The following is a 19,938-nucleotide window of genomic DNA, read 5'->3' as shown; positions in this document are numbered from 1 at the left end:
AAAGCCTTCGACTTGCTGTTCGTGGCACTGCCCTCTTGCAAAGAGTTCGCAACAAGCCACTATCATCGAACGGTGCATGTGCCTGACGGATTCATAGACGCCCCCATCTCGGCGGCGACCGGCGTGGTCGCCGCCGCCGCCGTCGCGGTGAGCCTGCGCGGTGCCCGCCGCGAACTGGACGAACGCACCGCACCCCTGGCGGGCCTGGTCGCGGCGTTCATCTTCGCCGTGCAGATGCTGAACTTCCCCGTCGCCGCGGGGACCAGCGGACATCTGCTCGGCGGGGCACTGGCCGCGATCCTCGTGGGCCCCTACACCGGCGTCCTCTGCGTCTCGGTCGTCCTGCTCATGCAGGGCATCCTCTTCGCGGACGGCGGCCTGACCGCGCTCGGCGTGAACATCACCGACATGGCCGTCGTGACCACGGTCGTGGCGTACGCGGTGTTCCGCGGGCTGGTGAAGGTGCTTCCGCGCAGGCGGAGTTCGATCACCGCGGCCTCCTTCGTGGCCGCCGTGCTCTCGGTGCCCGCCGCGGCCGTCGCCTTCACCCTGATCTACGCGATCGGCGGCACCACCGACGTCTCCCTCGGCAAGGTCGCCACCGCGATGATCGGCGTCCACGTCCTCATCGGCATCGGCGAGGCGGTCATCACCGCACTGACCGTCGGCGCCGTCGTCGCCGTACGCCCCGACCTGGTGTACGGCGCACGCGGCCTCCAGCAGAGGCTGAAGCTGCGGGTGGACGGACAGCTCGTCGACGTGCCCGCCGCGGAGAAGGCCCCGGTCGCCGCCCGCTCCCACCGCAAGGTCTGGATCACGGGTCTCGTCGCCTCCCTGGTCCTCGCCGGGTTCGTCAGCTTCTACGCCTCCGCCGACCCCGACGGGCTGGAGAAGGTCGCCGCAGACAAGGGCATCGACGCCAGGACCGAGAAGCACGCCACGGCGGACTCGCCGCTCGCCGACTACGGCGTGAAGGACGTCGAGAACGCCCGCCTGTCCGGGGGGCTGGCGGGCGTGATCGGCGTCGGCGTGACCGTGGTCGCGGGCAGCACGGTGTTCTGGGCGGTGCGCAGGCGTCGCAGCGCCGACACCACCCCCGTCAGCACGAGCAGCGTCTGAGATGGGCGCCGGGCACGCGCACAGGCTCTACCGGCACGGGCACTCGCCCGTGCACGCCCTGCCGCCGCACACCAAGCTAGCGGCGGTCTTCGCCTTCGTGGTGGTCGTCGTGTCGACCCCGCGCGAGGCGATGTGGGCGTTCGGCCTCTACGCCGTCCTCCTGGGCGCGGTCGCGTACGCGGCGCGCGTGCCGGCCGGCTTCCTGCTGAAGCGGCTGCTGATCGAGGTGCCGTTCGTGGCGTTCGCGGTGCTCATGCCGTTCGTCGCGGAAGGCGAGCGGGTCGAGGTGCTCGGGGTGTCCCTGAGCGTGAGCGGTCTGTGGGGCGCGTGGAACGTGCTCGCCAAGGGCACGCTCGGCGTCGCCGCGTCGGTACTCCTCGCCTCCACCACCGAGCTGCGCGAACTGCTCCTCGGCCTGCAACGGCTCAAGCTGCCGCCGCTCCTCGTCCAGATCGCGTCCTTCATGATCCGCTACGGCGATGTCATCACCGACGAGATGCGGCGGATGCGGATCGCGCGGGAGTCGCGGGGGTTCGAGGCGAGCGGCGTCAAACACTGGGGCGTCCTCGCGAAGTCGGCCGGTGCGCTGTTCATCCGCTCCTACGAACGCGGCGAGCGCGTGCACCTGGCCATGGTCAGCCGGGGGTACGCCGGTTCGATGCCGGTCATCGACGAGGTGACCGCGTCCCGGGCGCAGTGGTCGTACGCCCTCGCGCTCCCCGTCGCCGCCCTTGTCGTCTGCGTGTTGGGATGGGCCCTGTGAACACTGCTTCCCTGGAGGTCTCCGGCCTCGCCTTCGCCTACCCCGACGGGCACCAGGCCCTGTTCGGCGTGGACTTCTCGATCGCGCGCGGCGAGCGGGTCGCGCTGCTCGGCCCGAACGGCGCCGGCAAGACGACCCTGGTGCTGCACCTCAACGGCATCCTGAGCGGCGGGGTGGGCACGGTGAAGGTCGCCGGGCTGCCCGTGGACAAGAAGCACATGGCGGAGGTCCGGCGCCGGGTCGGCATCGTCTTCCAGGACCCCGACGACCAGCTCTTCATGCCGACCGTGCGTGAGGACGTGGCGTTCGGACCGGCGGCGGCCGGGCTTCGGGGTCCCGAGCTGGAGGAGCGCGTGGACCGTGCGCTCACCAGGGTCGGCATGGCGGAGTTCAAGGACCGGCCCCCGCACCACCTCTCCTTCGGCCAGCGCCGCCGGGTGGCGGTGGCGACCGTGCTCGCCATGGAGCCGGAGATCCTCGTCCTGGACGAGCCCTCCTCCAACCTCGACCCGGCCTCCCGCCGCGAACTCGCCGACATCCTGCGCTCGTTGGACGTGACGGTCCTGATGGTCACGCACGACCTGCCGTACGCCCTGGAGCTGTGCCCGCGCTCGCTGGTCCTGAGCGAGGGCACCATCGCCGCGGACGGGAAGACCGCCGAACTCCTCGCCGACGACGAGCTGATGCGCGCCCACCGGCTGGAGCTGCCCTTCGGATTCGATCCGCGGTCCGTGACAATGGGCGCGTGACGAACGAAGAGGACGCCGGATCACTGCTCCTTGACGACCAGTTGTGCTTCGCGCTGTACGCCGCCCAGCGCGCGGTGACGGCCGCGTACCGACCGCTCCTCGACGAGCTCGGGCTCACCTACCCGCAGTACCTCGTGCTGCTGGTGCTGTGGGAGCGCGGCGAGACGACGGTGAAGGAGCTGGCGACCGCCCTGCGCCTCGACTACGGCACGGTCTCGCCGTTGCTCAAGCGGCTGGAGACGGCGGGGCTCGTGCGCCGGGAGCGCGCGGCGGCCGACGAGCGCTCGGTGCTCGTCGCCTGCACGGGACGCGCGGAGGAACTCAGGGAGCGCGCGGTCTGTCTCCCGGGCGCTCTTCTCGAGGCGACGGCTCTCGACGGCACCGAGGCCGCACGGCTGCGCGAGGACCTGCGGCGGCTCGCGCGACGGGCGGACGCGGCAGCCGAACGCCCCCACTGACCTTCTGTTACCCGGGGTTGCCACCCCCTGGTGGCCCGACCCCGACCTACCGGCCGGTACCTTGTGCACGATGTACTTGCGCGCACTTCTCCGGGGGGAGACCAGCCATGCCTGAGGAAACCGTCGTCGACACCCGGCCGACGAAGATCATGTACGTCGCCGAGGCCACCGCGCACGGCGGCCGGGACGGCTATGTCACCAGCCAGGACGGCCAGATCGAGCTGAAGGTCGCGATGCCGCCGGCGCTCGGCGGGGACGGCAACGGCACCAACCCCGAGCAGCTGTTCGCCGCCGGGTACAGCGCCTGCTTCCACAACGCGCTGATCCTCGTCGGCAACCGCGCCGGTTACGACCTCACCGGCTCGACGGTCGCCGCGAAGGTCGGCATCGGCCCGAACAGGACGCAGGGCTACGGCCTCGCGGTCGCCCTGAGCGTCTCCCTCCCGATCCTCGACGCCGGCCTCGCGGCGAAGCTCGTGGACGCGGCCCACGAGGTCTGCCCGTACTCGAACGCGACCCGCGGGAACATCGACGTGACGATTCTGCTTGGCTGAGACAGACAGCGAGCGCAGCAGGAGGAGCACGGACGTGGACGTGAACGGCACAGTCGCCGAGGGCTTCGAGCCGGTCAGGGACGTGTTCGCGCGGAACTTCGAGGCGCTCGGGGACCGGGGCGCGGCAGTCGCCGTGTACCGGGACGGGCGCAAGGTCGTCGACCTGTGGGCCGGCACCAGGGACATCGACGGCACCGAGCCCTGGGAGCGCGGCACCGCGCAGGTCGTGCGCTCGGCGACCAAGGGCGTCGCCGCCGCCGTACCCCTGCTGCTGCACCAGCGGGGGGAGCTGGACCTGGACGCGCCGGTGGCCGAGTACTGGCCGGAGTTCAAGGCGCGCGGCAAGGAGCGGGTGCCGGTCCGGCAGGTGCTGAACCACCGGGCCGGGCTGCCGGTGATCGACCGGCCGCTCACCCCCGAACAGGCCCTGGACCCGCTGAAGGGCCCCGAGGCGGTCGCCGCGCAGGCGCCCGTCTGGGAGCCCGGCACGGACCACGGGTACCACGCGCTGACGTATGGCTGGATGCTGGACGAGCTGGTGCGCCGGGTGACCGGGCTCGGGGCCGGCGAGTGGATCGCGCGGGAGATCGCCGGGCCGCTCGGTGCGGAGTTCTGGCTCGGGCTGCCGGAGCCGGAGGAAGCCGCCGGGCGGGCGGGACGGGTGGGCCGTATCCAGGCGCCGGAGCCCACCGGTGCTCTGCGCGCCCGTCCCAAGCGGTCCGTCACCGAGGCTTACGAGGATCCCGGCTCCCTCACCCGCCGCGCCTTCGCCGCGATCACCCCCTTCCCCGACCAGAACGCACCGGAGTACCGGGCGAGCGCCCTGCCCGCGACCAACGGCATCGCGACGGCCGACGGGCTGGCGCGGATCTACGCGGCGCTGGTCGGTGAGGTCGACGGGGTGCGGCTCTTCGACCCGGCCACGGTCGAACTCGCCCGCACCGAGGAGTCGGCGGGCCCGGACCGGGTGCTCGTCGTGAACACCCGGTTCGGGCTTGGCTACATGCTGCACGGCAGCGCGTCACCGTTCCTCGGCGCGGGCTCCTTCGGGCACCCCGGCCGCGGCGGCTCCCTCGGCTTCGCCGACCCGGAGACCGGCGTCGCCTTCGGCTACGTCACCAACGGCTTCCGCAAGACGGTCACGGCGGACCCGAGGGCGCAGGCGCTGGTCAGGGCGGTGCGGGCGGCCCTGTAGCGGCTGGTGAGGCTCACACGTTGATGGTGTGGGACGTCCGCCCGGACACCTCGTCGATCTCGTCGTGCGCCTTGGTCAGCAGCTGCATCGCGAGTTCGTTCAGGGCGCGCGCGCCCGCGACCTCCTCTCCTACCCTCGGCTGGTTGCTGTCGCTCTGGTGCCGGGTGGCATGCCCGTGCGTGCGTACCTCGGTGCCGTCCGGCAACCGGACCATCGCCGCCGCCCGCGTGTGCTGGTCGTCCTCCTGGAACTCCAGCTCGATGTGCCATCCCACAGCGGTGTGCGTCATGACGATCACCTCCGAAGCGTGTGCTTCCAGGGTGCTCCTCGGCGGGCGGCGGCGCACCGGGTGTCAGCCGTCGGACTCCGGCGACGGCAGGTAGGCGCCGGGCACGTCGTTCGGGGCGTAGACCTTCTTGTCGCCGGGGTACGGCTTGGTCCAGTCGTGCGTCTGGTACCAGGTGTAGCGGTTCATCTGCTCGGCGTTGGCGTAGTCCGGCACGGCGTGCGCGCCGGTCAGGCGCTGGTGCGAGGCCCACGTCTTCCACTGCGCGGCGAGGTCCCGCTTGGCCGCCGGTACCGCCGCGGAGGTCGGCGCGGGGGCCGCGTCGGCGTCCTGGGCGGCCGGGGTGTCCGGGCCGCAGGAGGGCGTGGGGCTGACGCCGAGGGTCAGCGAGGTGCGGTTGGGGACCGCGGTGAACGGGGTGGTGTCCGGCTTGCCCGTGAACGCCCCGTACATCGGGGTCGCCGCGCTGTCCTTCTGGTTCATCGGGTGGATCCCGAGGATCTGCTCGACGGTGCGGATCATCGTGATCTGCGTGTAGTAGTGGCTGTCGACGGTGCCGTGCTGGGCGTAGGGGCTGATGACCTGGACCGGGGCCCGGTGGCCGTCGACGTGGTCGAGGCCGTTCTGGGAGTCGTCCTCGACGACGAAGATCGCGGAGTCCTTCCAGTACTTGCTGTGGGAGATCTCGTCGACCATGCGGCCGACCGCGAGGTCGTTGTCGGCGACCTCGGCGGAGGCGTTGGCCGGGCCGCCGGTGTGGTCGTTGGAGAACCAGAACATGTTCAGGTTCGCCGGGCCGTTCTTCTCGAAGTCCTGCTGCCAGATCTGTTCCTTGTAGATGTCCGGGACGCTGAGGTCGAACATCGGGAAGCCCTGCACCGACACGTCGTTGAGCGAGGGGATCGCCGAACCCGTCTGGATGGGGTACTGGGTCTGCGCCCCTGTCGCGGCCATGTTCTTGGTGTCGCAGTACAGGTTCTGCCAGGTGGCACCGGCCGGCTTGGTCTCCGTCGACTGGAACTCGCCGAAGTCCTTGACCGACTTGCCGACCGCCTGCGCGCCGCTCCAGATGAACCCGGACTTCTGGTGGCCGAGGACGTCGTTCTCGGTGTCGTAGCTGCGCGTGTACTCACCGGCGGAGGACTCGGTGTACTCCGGGTTGTCCGACTGCATCAGCCAGTTGTGGCCCTCGGCGGAGTTGGTGCCGATGTCGTAGAAGTTGTCGTAGAGGCCGAACTGCTGGGCCAGGGCGTGCTGGTTGGGCGTGACGTTCGCGCCGAAGGTCGTGAGCGCCGGGTCGCCGTCGCCCTGCGGGAGGTCGCCGTAGACCTGGTCGTAGGTGCGGTTCTCCTTGACGAGCAGGAAGACGTGCTTGATCGTCGAGGGGTCGCCGAGGCGAGCCGGGACCGGGACGGGCTTGGCGTGGCTCGTGCCCTTGGCGGTGGTGACCGAGTCGGGCGTCCAGCCGTTCTGCTGGAAGACCTTGGCGGTCTGCGCCTTGACGACGAAATCGCTCGGCAGCGTGAACTCGGTGAGGCTCGACGTGGTGTCGTGGGTGCCGTGTCCGGAGGCGGTGGTGGGGCGGCGGGCGTCTATGCCACGGGTGTTGGAGACGACGACCTTCTTGCCGACGGTGGTGATCTCGGCGGGGAAGTAGTCGGTGGGGAGCAGGCCGACGTAACTGGCGGGCTCCTGCGCCGACTTGTACCGATAGACGGCGACCGCGTTGGCCCGGCCCAGCGTCACCAGGAGGTGCCCGTCGTCGGTGAGGGTGACCGCGTCGGGCTCGTAGCCGACCTTCGCCTCGGGCCAGGGCTGGGTGGCGATGGTCTGGACGACCTTGTCCTTGCGCGTGTCGATGACGGACACGCTGTTGTCGGCGGTGTTGGTGACGAACACCGCGCCCTTCTTCGCGTACACGGCGGTCGGGTGCAGACCGACGGTGATGCTGCCGACGGCGGCGGACGGGTTCGCGGTGTCGATGACACTGACCGTGCCGGATGTCGAGGCACCGGTCTCGGGGTTGGCCGGCACCTGGGTGCCGTAGGAGTTCATGGTGGTGTCGCCGGCCTTGGCCGGACGGCCGCCCTCGTTGCTGACGTACAACGTGCCGCCGACCAGGGCGAGTCCGCGGGGCGCGTTGCCGACGGCCCAGCTCTGCTGGATGGTTCCGGTCGCCGCGTCGATGGCGACCACCTTGTTCTGGCCGTTGACCGCCGAGTACACGGTGGAGCCGTCGGCGGAGAACACCGCGGCGCCCACCAGCGCCTGCTGGGAGCCGACGGCCGGGATGTCGACGGCCACCGGGTCGGCGAGGGTGCCGTCCTCGTTGACGGTGAACTTGGTGTAGCCGTTCGCCTGTCCGAGCCACAGCTGCTTGCCGTCGGGCGAGTAGGTGGGCCCCTCCTGGCCGACCGAGCCGGCGCTGATGCGCAGGTCGTCCGCCGCGTTGGCGCCGATCTTCTGCTTCACCTGCCCGGTGGCGAGGTCCATGATGACGAGGGCGGCGTCGCCGTCGGCGACCGCGGCCGCGAGGTGGGTGTGGTCCGGGCTGACCGTGGACGACATGATCTTGCCGTCGTTGATGACGGTCCGCGTGCCGTACGGCTTGAGGTACTGGTCGCTGGAGATGACCTCGCCCTTGGCGGTGTCCTGCGCGACCTGCTGGGTGCCGAACTGGTAGGTCGAGGCGACCGCGGTGCCGGTGACACCGAGGGCGACGGCGATGCCGGCCGTCACCAGCGTGGTCCGGCGGCTGAGGCGTCTGACCTTCTGGCTGTTCCGGCGCTGCCGGGTTACCTGCATGGGACTATCCCTTCGAGGTGGTGTCCAGCAGCTCGACGTTGCCGTCGAACTGCCACAGCGGGTTGGGCGCGTCCCCGGTGGAGGTCCGCACCAGGAAGTAGCCGTTCACTTCCTTCGGCCCGTCGCCGTCGGCGACGAACCGCCCGTCCGATCCGACGTCCAGCTGATAGACAGCCGTCCCCGCCACCGGTACGCCGGGCAGGTGCCAGGTCACGACACACCGCCAGTCATTGCCCGCCCCCTGCTGCGCGGCCTGGCCGTCGCTCTTGGTGCACGCCGCCGAGGCCCTGAGCTGGGCCTCGGTGACGGCGGGGCGGTGGAGTTGTTCGGTCTGGATGCGGTAGAGGTGGGCGAAGGCCGTGGCGACGGAGCGCTGGACCTTGGCCTGCGTGATGCCGGTCGAGTCGGCCGACACGGCGATCACCGCGACGCTGAGGGCGGTCAGCGCGGCCAGCGGCAGCACGCCCACGGTGAACGCGCGGCGCCCGGCACCGTCGTAGGCGAGGTTGGTGAAGTCCCGCCGGAGGAACAGCAGATGGGCCAGTAGGGTCGCGAGCACCGCCCACGCCAGGCTGACCGTGACGCCGATCAGGAGCGGGGCGAGCTGGGCCGGGGCGGTGAACAGGCCGTTCCAGGAGAGGAAGGCGTAGCCGGGCAGGGCGAGGCGTACGGCGACGGGCAGCGGCAGCATCTGGACGACCTGCATGCCGAGCGCGACCAGCGGGGGCAGCAGGAGTCCCATCGGGGACCGCCCGAGGGCGACCGATCCGAGCAGGCCGATCGCGGCGAGGGCCAGGGTGGGGGCGAGGGCGGCGACCCAGGCGAGCAGCACGTTCTGCGCGGCATCCCCGGCGGACAGCAGGTGGCCGTCGAGGCCGACGAGCGGCTGGTTGCCGACGGAGGCGAGCCCGCCAACGGTGCTGGAGCAGGCCAGCCCGGCGACCAGCAACAGGATGACGGTGAGGCCGGCCAGCAGCTTCGCCACGAAGATCCGCCGCGGTGAGCGGACCGCGACCAGCAGGTGCCGCCAGGTGCCGAGCCTGTCCTCCACGGCGAACACGTCACCGGCGACCACCGAGGTCAGCAGCGGAAGGGCCCAGGTGCCCGCGAAGCCGAGCATCACCAGCGGTCCGGCCCACCCGGTGGCGTGCATCCAGCGGCCGAAGAGGGTGTCCGAGGGCAGCGTGCTCTGCTCGCTCACCCCGGCGACGAAGAGCCCCGGGGCGATCCAGCAGACGAGGACGAGGAGGCGGATGCGCCACTGGGAGACGAGCTTGACGAGTTCGAAGCGGTAGCCGCGCGCGACCGAGACGGGCCGGACGGGGGCGGGGGGCGCGGTGGCGGGGGCGGTGGTGGTCATCTGCTCGCCCCTGTCTCCCGGTCCTCGGTGAGGGCGAGGAACGCGGCCTCCAAGGGCGAGACCACCGGGGCGAGTTCGCGTACCGCGACGCCCGAGGTCACCAGTGCCGCGACCAGTTCGTCGAGAGCGGGCACCATCGCCCGTACGACGAGCACGTCGGCGTCCCGGGTCTGCCGTCCGGTGTCGTCGACGATCCGGATCCCGTCGGTGACGTCGGCCAGCCGCCGCGCGGCCTCCGGGTCGGACGTCCTTACCCGGTAGTCGAGTTCACGGTTCTCGGCGGCCAGCTTGGCGAGCGGGCCGGAGAACACGACCCGGCCGGTGGCGAGGAGGGTGACCTCGGAGCACAGGGCCTCCAGGTCGTCCATGCGGTGGCTGGAGAGCACGATGGCGGTGCCGTCCTCGGCGAGCCGGGTGAGGACTCCGTGCACATGCCGCTTCCCGGACGGATCCAGGCCGTTGGAGGGTTCGTCGAGCACCAGCAGCCGCGGCCGGGTCAGCAGCGCGGCGGCGAGCCCGAGCCGCTGGCGCATGCCGAGGGAGAAGCCGCGGGCCTTGTCGTCGGCCACGTCGGTGAGCCCCACCTGGTCGAGCACGACATCGATGTCCGCCGTACGACCGTCCCGGCCGCGGAGTTCGGCCAGCGCGGCGAGGTTCTGCCGGGCGGTGAGCGAGGGGTAGAGACCCGGCCCGTCCACGAACCCGGCGACCCCGTCAGGAGCGTCGAACGCCCGCCCGACCGGTATGCCCAGGATCTCCAGTTGCCCGCCGTCGGCGACGGCGAGGCCCAGCAGGAGCCCGAGCAGGGTCGTCTTCCCGGCCCCGTTCGACCCGACCAGGCCGTGGATCTGACCTTGCGTCACATCGAGGTCGACGCCGTCGAGCGCCACGACGTCACCGAAGCACTTGGTGATCCCGCGGGCCCGGACTGCGTGGAGTGCGTCCATGAGTCCCCTGCGTCCCTTCTTTCGCGGTCCGCTGGGACCTTAGGGACGCCACACACCCCGGACACGGACGGCTGACTGAACGCCCAGGGAACGAACCGTCAAGGCATCGGCAAGTAGGCAAACGAATGGTCGGGGTCGGGCGGGACTTGGGCAGGACTTGACCGGCTCGACCGACAATGAGTCCGACTGCCCGACAGGACGGTCTCTACGAACCGGAGACTTCGATCAGGAGAACACGCACGGCAGTGTGGGGCCTGGCAGTGGCGTTTTCACTCGCAGGCTGCACCAGCGCCCAAGACGATGCCAGGACGCTTCCCCGGACACCTCCGCCACCTTCCGTATCGTCACCGGCAAAGTCATCCACGCATGACAGTGTTGAGCACATACCGGGCGAAACCGTGACCACGGCTCCAGCTTTCCCGGACGGGAAGGCCGTAGTGCAGAAGGCGAACGTCCAGGGAAGTGAAGAACTCGAGATTCCGGGCGGGTTGAAGGCCGGACACCTCGCGATCCTCGTGAACTGTCAGGGAGAGGGAACGCTGACCGTCTCCGTGCGGCCCGTCGGGCTGAGCTTCCCCCTCGAATGCGTGAACGGTGAGGTCAGCAGCATTTTCAACCAACTGGATCTGACGAGCCCTCACGCATACGGCACGGTGAAGGTCGCGGCTCCATCCCACACTCGGTGGGCACTCACCGTCGGTCAGTAGTCGGCGAGACCGGCCTCACCCGGCGTGCAGCATCAGTCCGATGCCCGCGACCAGCAGCCCCGCCGCGACGATTCTCGGCGCGCCGAACCGTTCCTTGAAGAACACGGCGCCGATGGCCGCGCCGACGATGATCGAGGATTCGCGCAGGGCGGCCACGGGGGCGAGTTCGGCCTTGGTCTGGGCCCACAGGACGAACCCGTACGCGGCCACGGAAAGGGCGGCGCCGAGGAGCCCGACCGCTGCGAACGGCCGCAGCACGCCGACGGTTCGGCCGCGCCACCGTGTGAGGGCGTAGGCCGGGATCACGACCCCCTGCACCGCCATCAGCCAGGCGATGTACCCGAGCGAGGAACCGGAGGCGCGTACGCCGAGCCCGTCGACGACGGTGTACGCGGCGATGGTCAGCCCGGTCGCCAACGCGGCGCCGATCGCCGCCCAGTCGGGCCGGCGGCCGCGCAGCCCCCACAGCGCGACGCCGGTGAGTCCCGCGCAGGACAGGGCGATTCCGGCGGCGGCCCACCTGTCCGGCACCTCGTGCGCGAAGAGGGCGGCCAGCACGGTCACGACCAGCGGAGCGGTGCCGCGCGCGATCGGATAGGCCTGCCCGAAGTCCCCGAGCCGGAAGGACTTCATCAGCAGCGCGTAGTAGGCGATGTGGATGCAGCACGAGACGAGCAGATACGGCCACGCGCCCGCGGCCGGAACCGCCGCGAACGGGATGATCGCCAGCCCGATGAGCATCCCCCCACCCGAGATCAGCGTGAACCCGACCAGCTTGTCGGTGATCTGGTGCGCGATGGCGTTCCAGCCCGCGTGCGTGACCGCGGCGAGGAGTACGGCCGCGGTGACGAGCGGCGTCACGGGGTGTGCTCGCGCACGTCCACGAGGCCGGCGCCCGCGTGGGCGATCAGGTCCTTGGGCGCGATGGGGAACACGGCGTGCGGATTGCCCGCGGCGGCCCACACGACGTCATGGTCGAGCAGTGAACGGTCGGCCAGCACCCGCGTCTTCGTCCGGTGCCCGAAGGGCGGCACGCCCCCGATGGCGTACCCGGTCGTCTCCCGCACGACGTCGGCCCTGGCCCGCGTGACCTTCTCAGCGCCCAGCTCTTCCCGAACCCGTTCGAGGTCGACGCGTGAGGCCCCGTCCATGAGCACCAGCACCGGCACCCCGTCCGCCGCGAAGATCAGCGACTTGCAGATCTGACTGAGCTCGCACCCGATCGCCGCGGCGGCCTCGGCGGCGGTACGGGTGGCGTCCGGGAAGCGGCGGACCTGCGCGGTGAGCTCGTCGAGGCCCAGCTCGCGGAGGGCTTCGGCGAAACGGGGGTGTGCGGCCCCGGAGCCGTCGGTGTCGGTGGTCGTCATGCAGGGCACCGTAGCGTTGGGTGTATGGGGCATGCGACCCTGTTTGGCAGGCCTGTCGCTCCTCCCGTCGTGCAGGATGCCGCCATGACCCCGTCACCCGCCATACGCCCCTACCGCCCCCGCGACCGCGACGCCGTCGACGACATCTGCGTGCGCACCGCCCACGTGGGCCAGGACAGCCGCCCGCACTACAAGGACCCCGGCGTCTTCCCCGCGGCCTTCGCGGCGCCGTACGTCCATCTCGAACCGGAGCTGGCCTTCGTGCTGGACGACGGGGAGGGGCGGGCCGTCGGGTACGTCCTCGGGACCGCCGACACGCCCCGGTTCGTCAAGGAGTACCGGGCGAAATGGCTGCCCCTGGTGGCCGGCCGCTACCCGGAGCCCCGCCACGAGCCGCGTACGCCCGACGAGGAGATCGTCGCGCTCCTGCACCGCCCCGAGCGCATGCTCGTGCCCGAAGTCGCCGCCTACCCCGCCCACTTGCACATCGACCTGCTCCCGGGGTGGCAGGGGCGCGGGTACGGGCGGGCGCTCATGAAGACCTTCCTGCGCGCGCTGCACGAGCGGGGCGTGGCCGCCGTACACCTCACGATGGTGAGCGCCAACACGCCCGCCCGTGCCTTCTACGACCGTCTCGGCTTCCACGAGATCGCCGTACCGGATCCCGGGCCCGTCACCTTTCTCGGCCGGCCCACGGCAGAAGAAGGCCGGTGAGGGCACCCCCCACCGGCCAACTCGTCTCACACCGTGTACGTCAGACGCGTACCAGTTCCCGGTCCTCGTCCGGATCCGCGTCCTTCTCGGCCTGGGTGCGCAGCCCCTCGCCCTCCACGTCGACGTTGGGCAGCGCGCGGTCCAGCCACTTCGGCAGCCACCAGGCGCGGCGGCCGAGCAGGGCGAGGACCGCGGGGACGATCGCCATGCGGACCACGAACGCGTCGAAGAGGACGGCGATCGCGAGGCCGAAGCCGATCATCTTGATCATCGACTCGCCGGAGCTGATGAAGCCTCCGAAGACGGCCATCATGATGACCGCGGCGGCGACCACCACCCGGGCGCTGTGCTTGAACCCGGTCACGATGGCCTGGCTCGGGGACTCGCCGTGGACGTACGCCTCGCGCATGCGGGTCACGAGGAAGACCTCGTAGTCCATCGCGAGTCCGAAGACCACGCCGACCATGAAGATCGGCATCATCGACATGATCGGGCCGGTCTCCTCGACACCGAGCACCCCGCCCAGCCAGCCCCACTGGAAGACCGCGACCACGGCGCCGAGCGCGGCGAGCACCGAGAGCAGGAAGCCGAGGGCCGCCTTCAGCGGGACGAGGATCGAGCGGAAGACCACGATCAGGAGGAGGAAGGCGAGGCCGACCACCAGGCCCAGGTAGGGGATCAGGGCGTCCGAGAGCTTCTGCGAGAAGTCGATGTTCATCGCGGTGGCGCCGGTGACCAGGACGTCCGCGTCCGCCTTGGACGCGACACCGTCACGGATGGCGTGCACCAGGTCCTGGGTCTGGGGCGAGGACGGCTTGGAGCCGGGGATCACCGTGATGGTCGCGGTGTCGCCGGCCTTGTTGAAGGCCGGCGGGGTGACCGTGACGACGTCCTCGAGGCCCTTGATCCCGTCGGTCACCGTGGCGGCCGCGGCCTTCGGGTCGTCGCTGTTCTTGGCGTCGACCACGATCATCAGCGGTCCGTTGAAGCCGGGCCCGAAGCCCTCCGAGAGGAGGTCGTAGGCGCGGCGCTGGGTCGTGGACGTCGGCTGCGAACCGTCGTCGGGCAGGCCCAGCTCCAACTGGCTGACCGGCAGCGCGACGGCGCCGAGGCCGACCACGCCGAGCAGCAGCACGGCGGCCGGACGGCGGATGACGAAGCTGGCCCAGCGGGTGCCCAGGTTGGGCTTCGCGACCGCTGCCCCGGAGGGCTTCCTGCGCTTCTCGCCCGCCGGTCGGATCCTGCGGCCCGCGTACCCGAGCAGCGCCGGGATCATGGTCAGCGCGATGAGGACGGCGATGACCACCGTGCCCGCCGCGGCGAGACCCATCTTGGTCAGCATCGGCACGTTGACGACCGAGAGACCGGCGAGCGCGATCACGACGGTGAGGCCCGCGAAGACCACCGCGGAACCCGCGGTGCCGGTGGCCCGGCCCACCGCCTCCTCCCGGTCGCGGCCCTCGGCCAGCTCGGCGCGGTAGCGGGAGACGATGAACAGGGCGTAGTCGATGCCGACCGCCAGACCGATCATCCCCGCGAGCGTGGAGGTGGTGCTGCCGAGGTCGAGCGCCTTGGCGAGGACGGCGATGGTGGAGACGCCGATCCCGACGCCGATGATCGCCGTCAGCAGCGGCAGCCCCGCCGCGACCAGCGAGCCCAGGGTCATGACCAGGACGACCGCGGCGATGGCGAGACCGACGGCCTCACCGATCGCTCCCGCCTCCGGCTGGGCCTGGAGCGCGTCGCCGCCGACGTCGACGGTCAGCCCGGTGCCCCGGGCCTCGTCCGCGGCCTTCTCCAGGGCGTTCACGGTCGCGTCCTTGAGCTCCATGCCGGGAGCGTCGTAGCGCACCGACGTGTAGGCGACCGTGCCGTCCTTGCTCACCGCGTTCGTCGTGAACGGGTCGGTGACGGAGACGACCTCGGAGCCGTCGCCCAGTTCCTTGACGGTCTTGGCGACGGTCGCCCTGTTCGCGGCGTCCGTCATCTTCTCGCCCGCGGGCGCCTTGAAGACCACGCGCCCGGTCGCGCCGTCGGCGCTGGCCCCCGGGAATCGCTGTTCCAGCAGGTCGAAGGCCTTCTGCGCCTCCGTACCCGGAATGGAGAAGGAGGTCGATCCGGCGGCGGGCGCACTGAACGCGCCGACGCCCGCGAGTGTCAGCAGGGCCACCCACAGCAGGGCGACGAAGTGCCGTCGCCGAAAGGCGAGCCGGCCGAGTTGGTAGAGGAAAGTGGCCACGAAGGCGTACTCCCGGTCAGGTCGTGGGGTCCAGGGCGACACGGCCCAGGGCAGGGATGATCAGCCCGACGACGTGAGCGGTTACGTCAGGTGGAGGGCTTGCTGGGGAGACTGGGGGTCAGTCGTTCGACACGCCGAGGGCGGGGAGGACCACGGCGTCGATGTACGAAAGCAGGAAGGCCTGCGTCGGCGGCAGCTCGTCGATCATCGTGCGGGCCGCGAACCCGCCGATCATCATGTGCATCATGAAGTCGATCGCCGGGTTGTCGGGGCGCACCTCGCCCCGCTCGATCGCCCGCTGCACCAGTCGGCGGAACTGCGCCATCTCGGGTTCGATGAGGTGCGCGCGGAACGCCTTCAGGAGATCCGGGTTGCCGTGGACCGCCATGGCCAGACCCCGCATGAGCGCGGAGTTCTGCTCCATCGTGCAGTCGTCCGAGCGCATGGTGAGCGCGTGCAGGTCGCCCTTGAGCGACCCGGTGTCGATCTCCTCGAGACCCATACCGCCCGGCTTGGTGTGCCGGACCGCCTTCGCCACCAGCTCGGCCTTGCCGCCCCACTGGCGGTAGAGCGTGGCCTTGCTGGAACGGGTGCGGGCGGCGACGGCGTCCATGGTGAGGGCGTCGTAGCCGACCTCCCGGAGCAGTTCGAGCACGGCCTCGTACAGCTCGGCCTCGCGCTCGGGGGTGATACGGCTGCGACGCGCGGTCGAGACCTCGGTCATGTCACTCACCCTTTCCGCTCCGGGACTTGGAACGACACTGTTTCGTACGACACGAATGTAGCGCATCCGCCAGCGAAACGAAACGGTTTCGTTCGTGTTGTGGGTCACCGCAGGCCGCCCCAGCCCGCATCTGGTCGATTTTTCACAAGTTGCTCCGGTCCATCCCCGGGAAAAGCATGGGGAGGTGAGCTATCTGCGCCTTCCGCACCTGAGCGGCGATCTGTTGTGCTTCGTGGCCGAGGACGACCTCTGGCTGGCCCCTCTCGACGGCCCGGGCCGCGCCTGGCGCCTGACCGTCGACCGCACCAAGGTCGGCCATCCGCGCTTCTCGCCCGACGGCCGCCACCTCGCGTACACGAGCTGGCGCAGTCTCGTGCCCGAGATCCACCTGACCGACGTGGACGGCGGACCGGGCCGCCGGCTCACCTACTGGGGCTCGACGGACACGCAGGTGTGCGGCTGGACCCCCCAGGGGACGATCCTCGCGGTCGCCTCGCACGGCGAGCCCTTCTCCTACTTCACCTGGGCGTACAAGGTCCCCACCGACGGCTCGCCCGGCCACCGGCTCCCCTGGGGCCCGGTCTCGGACATCCAGGTCGCCGACCGCAGGACCCTCCTGCTCACCGGCACCCCGCCGCACGAACCGGCCGCCTGGAAGCGCTACCGGGGCGGCGCCACGGGCCGCCTCTGGCTGCACGGCGAACGCCTGCTGCCCGACCTCGGCGGCCACCTCCACTCCCCGATGTTCGTCGGCGACCGGATCGCCTTCCTCTCCGACCACGAGGGCGTCGGCAACCTCTACTCGTGCGCCCACGACGGCTCCGGCCTGCGCCGCCACACCGACCACGACGCCTTCTACGCCCGGCACGCCTCCAGCGACGGCACCCGGGTGGTGTACCAGTGCGCGGGCGACCTGTGGATCGTCGACGACCTCGCCTCCGCCGAGCCGCGCAAGCTCGACGTACGGCTGAGCGGGCCGCGCGCGGGCCGCCGCACGTACCAGGTGCCTGCCGCCCAGCACGTGGACGGCATCTCGGTCGACGAGACGGGCCGCGCGAGCGCCGTCGTCGTCCGCGGCAGCCTGTACTGGCTGACCCACCGGGACGGCCCGGCCCGCACGATCACGGACACCCCGGGGGTACGGGTCCGGCTCCCGGAGATGCTCGGTTCCGTCGGCCAGGTCGCGTATGTGACGGACGCGGAGGGCGAGGACGCCGTGGAGATCGCGTATCTGCCCCGGGCGACCGGTGACCGCGCACCGCGGCGGCCGACCTCGGGAGGGCTGGGCCGGGTCCTGGAGCTGGTCTCGGACCCGAGCGGCGAGCGCCTGGCCATCGCCTCGCACGACGGGCGTCTGCTGCTCCTGACTGTGTCCGATGATGCGGCTGACGCCGCGGGGACGGAGGACTCTGGGGGCACCTCCCGGACGGAGTCTGGGGGAGGCGAGGTCACCGAGCTCATCCGCTCGGTCAACGGCCCGGTCCGCGACCTCGCCTTCTCCCCGGACGGCACCTGGCTGACCTGGTCGCACCCGGGCATCGGGCGCTCCCTGCGCCAGATCAAGATGGCCCGCATCAAGGACCGGTTGATCGTGGACGTGACCAACGGCCGCTTCGAGGACGAGAACCCGGTCTTCACCCGGGACGGCCGCTACCTCGCCTTCCTCTCCTGGCGGGGCTTCGACCCGGTGTACGACGTCCACACCGGCGACCTGTCCTTCCCGCTGGGCTGCCGCCCCTACCTGGTCCCGCTGTCCTCGGCGACCCCCTCCCCCTTCGCCCTGACCCCGGAGGGCCGGCCCGCCGCCGGGGGCCTGGACCCGGCCTCCGACGGCGAGGGCGGCGAAGGCGCCGACCACAGTGCCGTCACGGTCGAGATCGAGGGCCTGGAGAGCCGGGTCACCCCCTTCCCGGTCCCCGCCTCCAAGTACTCGGCGCTGTACCCGGTCGCGGGCGGCGGCCTGGTCTGGTTGCGCTGGCCCATCTCGGGCGCGCTCGGCGAGACCTTCGTCAACCCGGATGACACCTCCGAGCGCCCCACCCTCGAACACTTCTCCATCAGCAAGGCGAAGAAGACCGAACTCGTCGAGCACCTGGACTGGTTCGCGGTCAGCGGCGACGGCTCCCGGCTGGTCCTCGTGGACGAGGGCGACCTGCGCGCCACCCCCGCCACCGAGTCCGGCGACAGCGACTCGACCGTCTGGATCGACCTGCGCCGCATCCTCCACGAGGTCGACCCGGCCGCCGAGTGGCGCCAGGCCTACGAGGAGGCGGGCCGTCTGATCCGGGCGTACTTCTGGGAGCCGGGGATGTGCGGCATCGACTGGGACGCGGTGCTCGACCAGTACCGCCCGCTGCTCGAACGGATCGCCTCACCCGACGAGTTCGCCGACCTCCTGCGCGAGGTCCTCGGCGAACTGGGCACCTCCCACGCCTACGTCACCGCCGCCCGCCGCAACGAGGGCCCACCCCACTACCAGCGCCGCCAGGGCCTGCTGGGCGCCAACTTCGTCCTCAGGGACGGCGGTTGGACGGTCCGGCGGATCCTGCCCGGCGACTCCTCGGACTCCAAGGCCCGCTCCCCGCTGGCCGGCACGGGCATCCGCGAGGGCGCGGTCCTCACCCACGTCGACGGCCGCCCGGTCGACGCGGTCACGGGCCCGTATCCGCTGCTCGCGGCGGCGGGCGGTACGACGGTGGAGCTGACGTTCACCCCGGCGGAGGGCGAAGGAAGGGCCCGCCGGGTGGCGGTGGTCCCGCTCCTCGACGAACGCCCCCTGCGCTACCAGGACTGGGTGGCCAAACGCCGGGCCGTCGTACGGGAGTTGAGCGGCGGCCGCTGCGGCTATCTGCACATCCCCGACATGGGCGGCTCGGGCTGGGCCCAGTTCAACCGGGACCTGCGCATGGAGGTCTCCCGCCCCGCCCTCATCGTCGACGTACGCGGCAACGCGGGCGGCCACATCAGCGAACTGGTGGTGGAGAAGCTGAGCCGCACGATCCTCGGCTGGGACCTGACGAGAAACGCCCAGCCGGTGTCCTACGCCTCGAACGCCCCGCGCGGCCCGGTGGTGGCCCTGGCCGACGAGGCGACCTCCTCGGACGGCGACATGATCACGGCTGCCTTCAAACTGCTGAAGCTCGGCCCGGTGGTGGGCCAGCGCACCTGGGGCGGAGTGGTCGGCATGACCGGCCGCCACCAGCTCGGCGACGGCACGGTGATCACGGTCCCGATGAACGCGGCCTGGTTCGACGCGTACGGCTGGTCGATCGAGAACCAGGGCGTCACCCCGGACCTGGAGATCCTCCGTACCCCCCTGGACTGGGCGGAGGGCAGACACGCCCAACTGGACGACGCGGTGCGGCTCGCGCTGGACCTGCTGGAGACGACACCGCCGGCGACACCGCCGAACTACCGTGACGTACCGGACAGGTCGAGGCCGAAGTTGCCGCCCAGGGCCTGAGAAGGCGCGCGGGGGACGGTCTTTGCTTTTAGGGGCGCGGGGAACTGCGCGACAAGCACCCACCGGCCGGCAGCCAGACACAAACGCGCAGGGTGCCCTCCCAGAACGAGAGAACACCCTGCACTTCAAGCAGTGACTACATGTCGTAGTCGGGCTCCAGCTGCTCCTGCTCCTCGCGCCGGAGCCGCTCGGAGGACTCCTCGTCCCGCATGCGGTCGCGGTCGCGGTCCGGGCCCTGGCCCTGACCCTTGCGGTCCGGGCCCTGGCCCTGACCCTTGCGGTCCGGGCCCTGGCCCTGACCCTGGCGACCGCGCTGGGCCTGCTCCCGGCCCTCCTGGGCCTTCTGCTTGGCCTGCTGCTGCCACTGCTCGGACTTGTCCTGGAACTGGTCCTTCATACCCATGTGGGTTCACTCCCGTGGGGGTGAGGGGAAGAGCCCCTGGCCGGGGCCTCGACCAGATTCACACGCCCGGACAAAGAACGCATTT

Annotated in this window: 18 protein-coding genes; 9 read left to right on the top strand and 9 right to left on the bottom strand. The window is 71.0% G+C overall.

Going from position 1 to position 19,938, the window contains the following annotated elements:
• Positions 1-72: 72 nt before the first annotated feature.
• The 6 genes from ABZT06_RS28565 to ABZT06_RS28540 all read left to right on the top strand — a co-directional run bounded on the left by ABZT06_RS28565 (position 73) and on the right by ABZT06_RS28540 (position 4,838).
• Positions 73-1,119: an energy-coupling factor ABC transporter permease gene (locus ABZT06_RS28565; protein WP_355746868.1), complete on the top strand. Its 1,047-nt coding sequence runs from the start codon at positions 73-75 to the stop codon at positions 1,117-1,119.
• 1 nt (position 1,120) lies between these two features.
• On the top strand, positions 1,121-1,882 hold the full coding sequence (cbiQ, locus tag ABZT06_RS28560) for a cobalt ECF transporter T component CbiQ (RefSeq protein ID WP_355746865.1): 762 nt from the start codon (positions 1,121-1,123) through the stop codon (positions 1,880-1,882).
• Positions 1,870-2,631 carry an ABC transporter ATP-binding protein gene (locus ABZT06_RS28555; protein ID WP_355746861.1) on the top strand — a complete coding sequence of 254 codons (762 nt, stop codon included), beginning with the start codon at positions 1,870-1,872 and terminating at the stop codon, positions 2,629-2,631. Before cbiQ ends, ABZT06_RS28555 begins: the two co-directional genes overlap by 13 nt.
• A complete protein-coding gene (locus ABZT06_RS28550; RefSeq protein WP_355746859.1) occupies positions 2,628-3,089 on the top strand; it encodes a MarR family transcriptional regulator in 462 nt (153 codons plus the stop codon). The genes ABZT06_RS28555 and ABZT06_RS28550 overlap by 4 nt, the downstream gene beginning before the upstream one ends.
• A gap of 107 nt (positions 3,090-3,196) precedes the next feature.
• Positions 3,197-3,643, top strand: a complete 447-nt coding sequence (locus tag ABZT06_RS28545) for an organic hydroperoxide resistance protein (RefSeq protein ID WP_355746857.1) — start codon at positions 3,197-3,199, stop codon at positions 3,641-3,643.
• A 34-nt stretch (positions 3,644-3,677) separates the two neighbouring features.
• On the top strand, positions 3,678-4,838 hold the full coding sequence (locus ABZT06_RS28540; protein ID WP_355746854.1) for a serine hydrolase domain-containing protein: 1,161 nt from the start codon (positions 3,678-3,680) through the stop codon (positions 4,836-4,838).
• A gap of 13 nt (positions 4,839-4,851) precedes the next feature.
• Here ABZT06_RS28540 and ABZT06_RS28535 read toward each other — a convergent pair whose 3' ends face one another.
• The 4 genes from ABZT06_RS28535 to ABZT06_RS28520 all read right to left on the bottom strand — a co-directional run bounded on the left by ABZT06_RS28535 (position 4,852) and on the right by ABZT06_RS28520 (position 10,236).
• Positions 4,852-5,127, bottom strand: a complete 276-nt coding sequence (locus ABZT06_RS28535) for a DUF1876 domain-containing protein (RefSeq protein WP_355746851.1) — start codon at positions 5,125-5,127, stop codon at positions 4,852-4,854.
• Between the two features lie 63 nt (positions 5,128-5,190).
• Positions 5,191-7,929: a bifunctional YncE family protein/alkaline phosphatase family protein gene (locus ABZT06_RS28530; RefSeq protein ID WP_355746848.1), complete on the bottom strand. Its 2,739-nt coding sequence runs from the start codon at positions 7,927-7,929 to the stop codon at positions 5,191-5,193.
• Between the two features lie 4 nt (positions 7,930-7,933).
• Entirely contained in the window at positions 7,934-9,289 is a 1,356-nt protein-coding gene (locus ABZT06_RS28525) for an ABC transporter permease (protein WP_355746844.1), read from the bottom strand.
• Complete coding sequence (locus tag ABZT06_RS28520; protein WP_355746841.1) at positions 9,286-10,236, bottom strand: ABC transporter ATP-binding protein; 951 nt, start codon at positions 10,234-10,236, stop codon at positions 9,286-9,288. Before ABZT06_RS28520 ends, ABZT06_RS28525 begins: the two co-directional genes overlap by 4 nt.
• 437 nt (positions 10,237-10,673) lie before the next feature.
• Here ABZT06_RS28520 and ABZT06_RS28515 point away from each other — a divergent pair, with 437 nt between their 5' ends.
• Positions 10,674-10,943: a hypothetical protein gene (locus tag ABZT06_RS28515; RefSeq protein WP_355746838.1), complete on the top strand. Its 270-nt coding sequence runs from the start codon at positions 10,674-10,676 to the stop codon at positions 10,941-10,943.
• A gap of 15 nt (positions 10,944-10,958) precedes the next feature.
• On the opposite strand, the gene ABZT06_RS28510 is transcribed toward ABZT06_RS28515, so the two are convergent.
• Both ABZT06_RS28510 and ABZT06_RS28505 read right to left on the bottom strand, forming a co-directional pair.
• Positions 10,959-11,804: an EamA family transporter gene (locus ABZT06_RS28510; RefSeq protein ID WP_355746836.1), complete on the bottom strand. Its 846-nt coding sequence runs from the start codon at positions 11,802-11,804 to the stop codon at positions 10,959-10,961.
• A complete protein-coding gene (locus ABZT06_RS28505; protein WP_355746833.1) occupies positions 11,801-12,310 on the bottom strand; it encodes a YbaK/EbsC family protein in 510 nt (169 codons plus the stop codon). The genes ABZT06_RS28510 and ABZT06_RS28505 overlap by 4 nt, the downstream gene beginning before the upstream one ends.
• Positions 12,311-12,394: 84 nt before the next feature.
• Between ABZT06_RS28505 and ABZT06_RS28500 the strand changes: the two genes are divergently transcribed.
• Positions 12,395-13,024 (top strand): GNAT family N-acetyltransferase, encoded by a 630-nt coding sequence (locus ABZT06_RS28500; RefSeq protein ID WP_355746830.1) that lies wholly within the window; start codon positions 12,395-12,397, stop codon positions 13,022-13,024.
• Between the two features lie 40 nt (positions 13,025-13,064).
• Here the strand turns inward: ABZT06_RS28500 and ABZT06_RS28495 are convergent, their stop codons facing one another.
• Together ABZT06_RS28495 and ABZT06_RS28490 are read right to left on the bottom strand one after the other, a co-directional pair.
• Entirely contained in the window at positions 13,065-15,263 is a 2,199-nt protein-coding gene (locus ABZT06_RS28495; protein ID WP_355746827.1) for an MMPL family transporter, read from the bottom strand.
• A 118-nt stretch (positions 15,264-15,381) separates the two neighbouring features.
• Entirely contained in the window at positions 15,382-15,987 is a 606-nt protein-coding gene (locus tag ABZT06_RS28490; RefSeq protein ID WP_355746824.1) for a TetR/AcrR family transcriptional regulator, read from the bottom strand.
• Positions 15,988-16,171: 184 nt separating this feature from the next.
• On the opposite strand from ABZT06_RS28490, the gene ABZT06_RS28485 reads away from it, so the two are divergent.
• Complete coding sequence (locus tag ABZT06_RS28485; protein WP_355746820.1) at positions 16,172-19,450, top strand: S41 family peptidase; 3,279 nt, start codon at positions 16,172-16,174, stop codon at positions 19,448-19,450.
• Positions 19,451-19,586: 136 nt separating this feature from the next.
• Here the strand turns inward: ABZT06_RS28485 and ABZT06_RS28480 are convergent, their stop codons facing one another.
• Positions 19,587-19,853, bottom strand: coding sequence for a hypothetical protein (locus tag ABZT06_RS28480; protein ID WP_355746817.1), 267 nt, complete (start codon positions 19,851-19,853; stop codon positions 19,587-19,589).
• Positions 19,854-19,938 lie beyond the last annotated feature (85 nt).

Source organism: Streptomyces sp. NPDC005483, from assembly GCF_040606035.1.
Classification (GTDB): domain Bacteria; phylum Actinomycetota; class Actinomycetes; order Streptomycetales; family Streptomycetaceae; genus Streptomyces.
The sequence above is the reverse complement of the archived record's forward strand: the minus strand, read 5'-3'. Positions and strand labels throughout refer to the sequence as shown.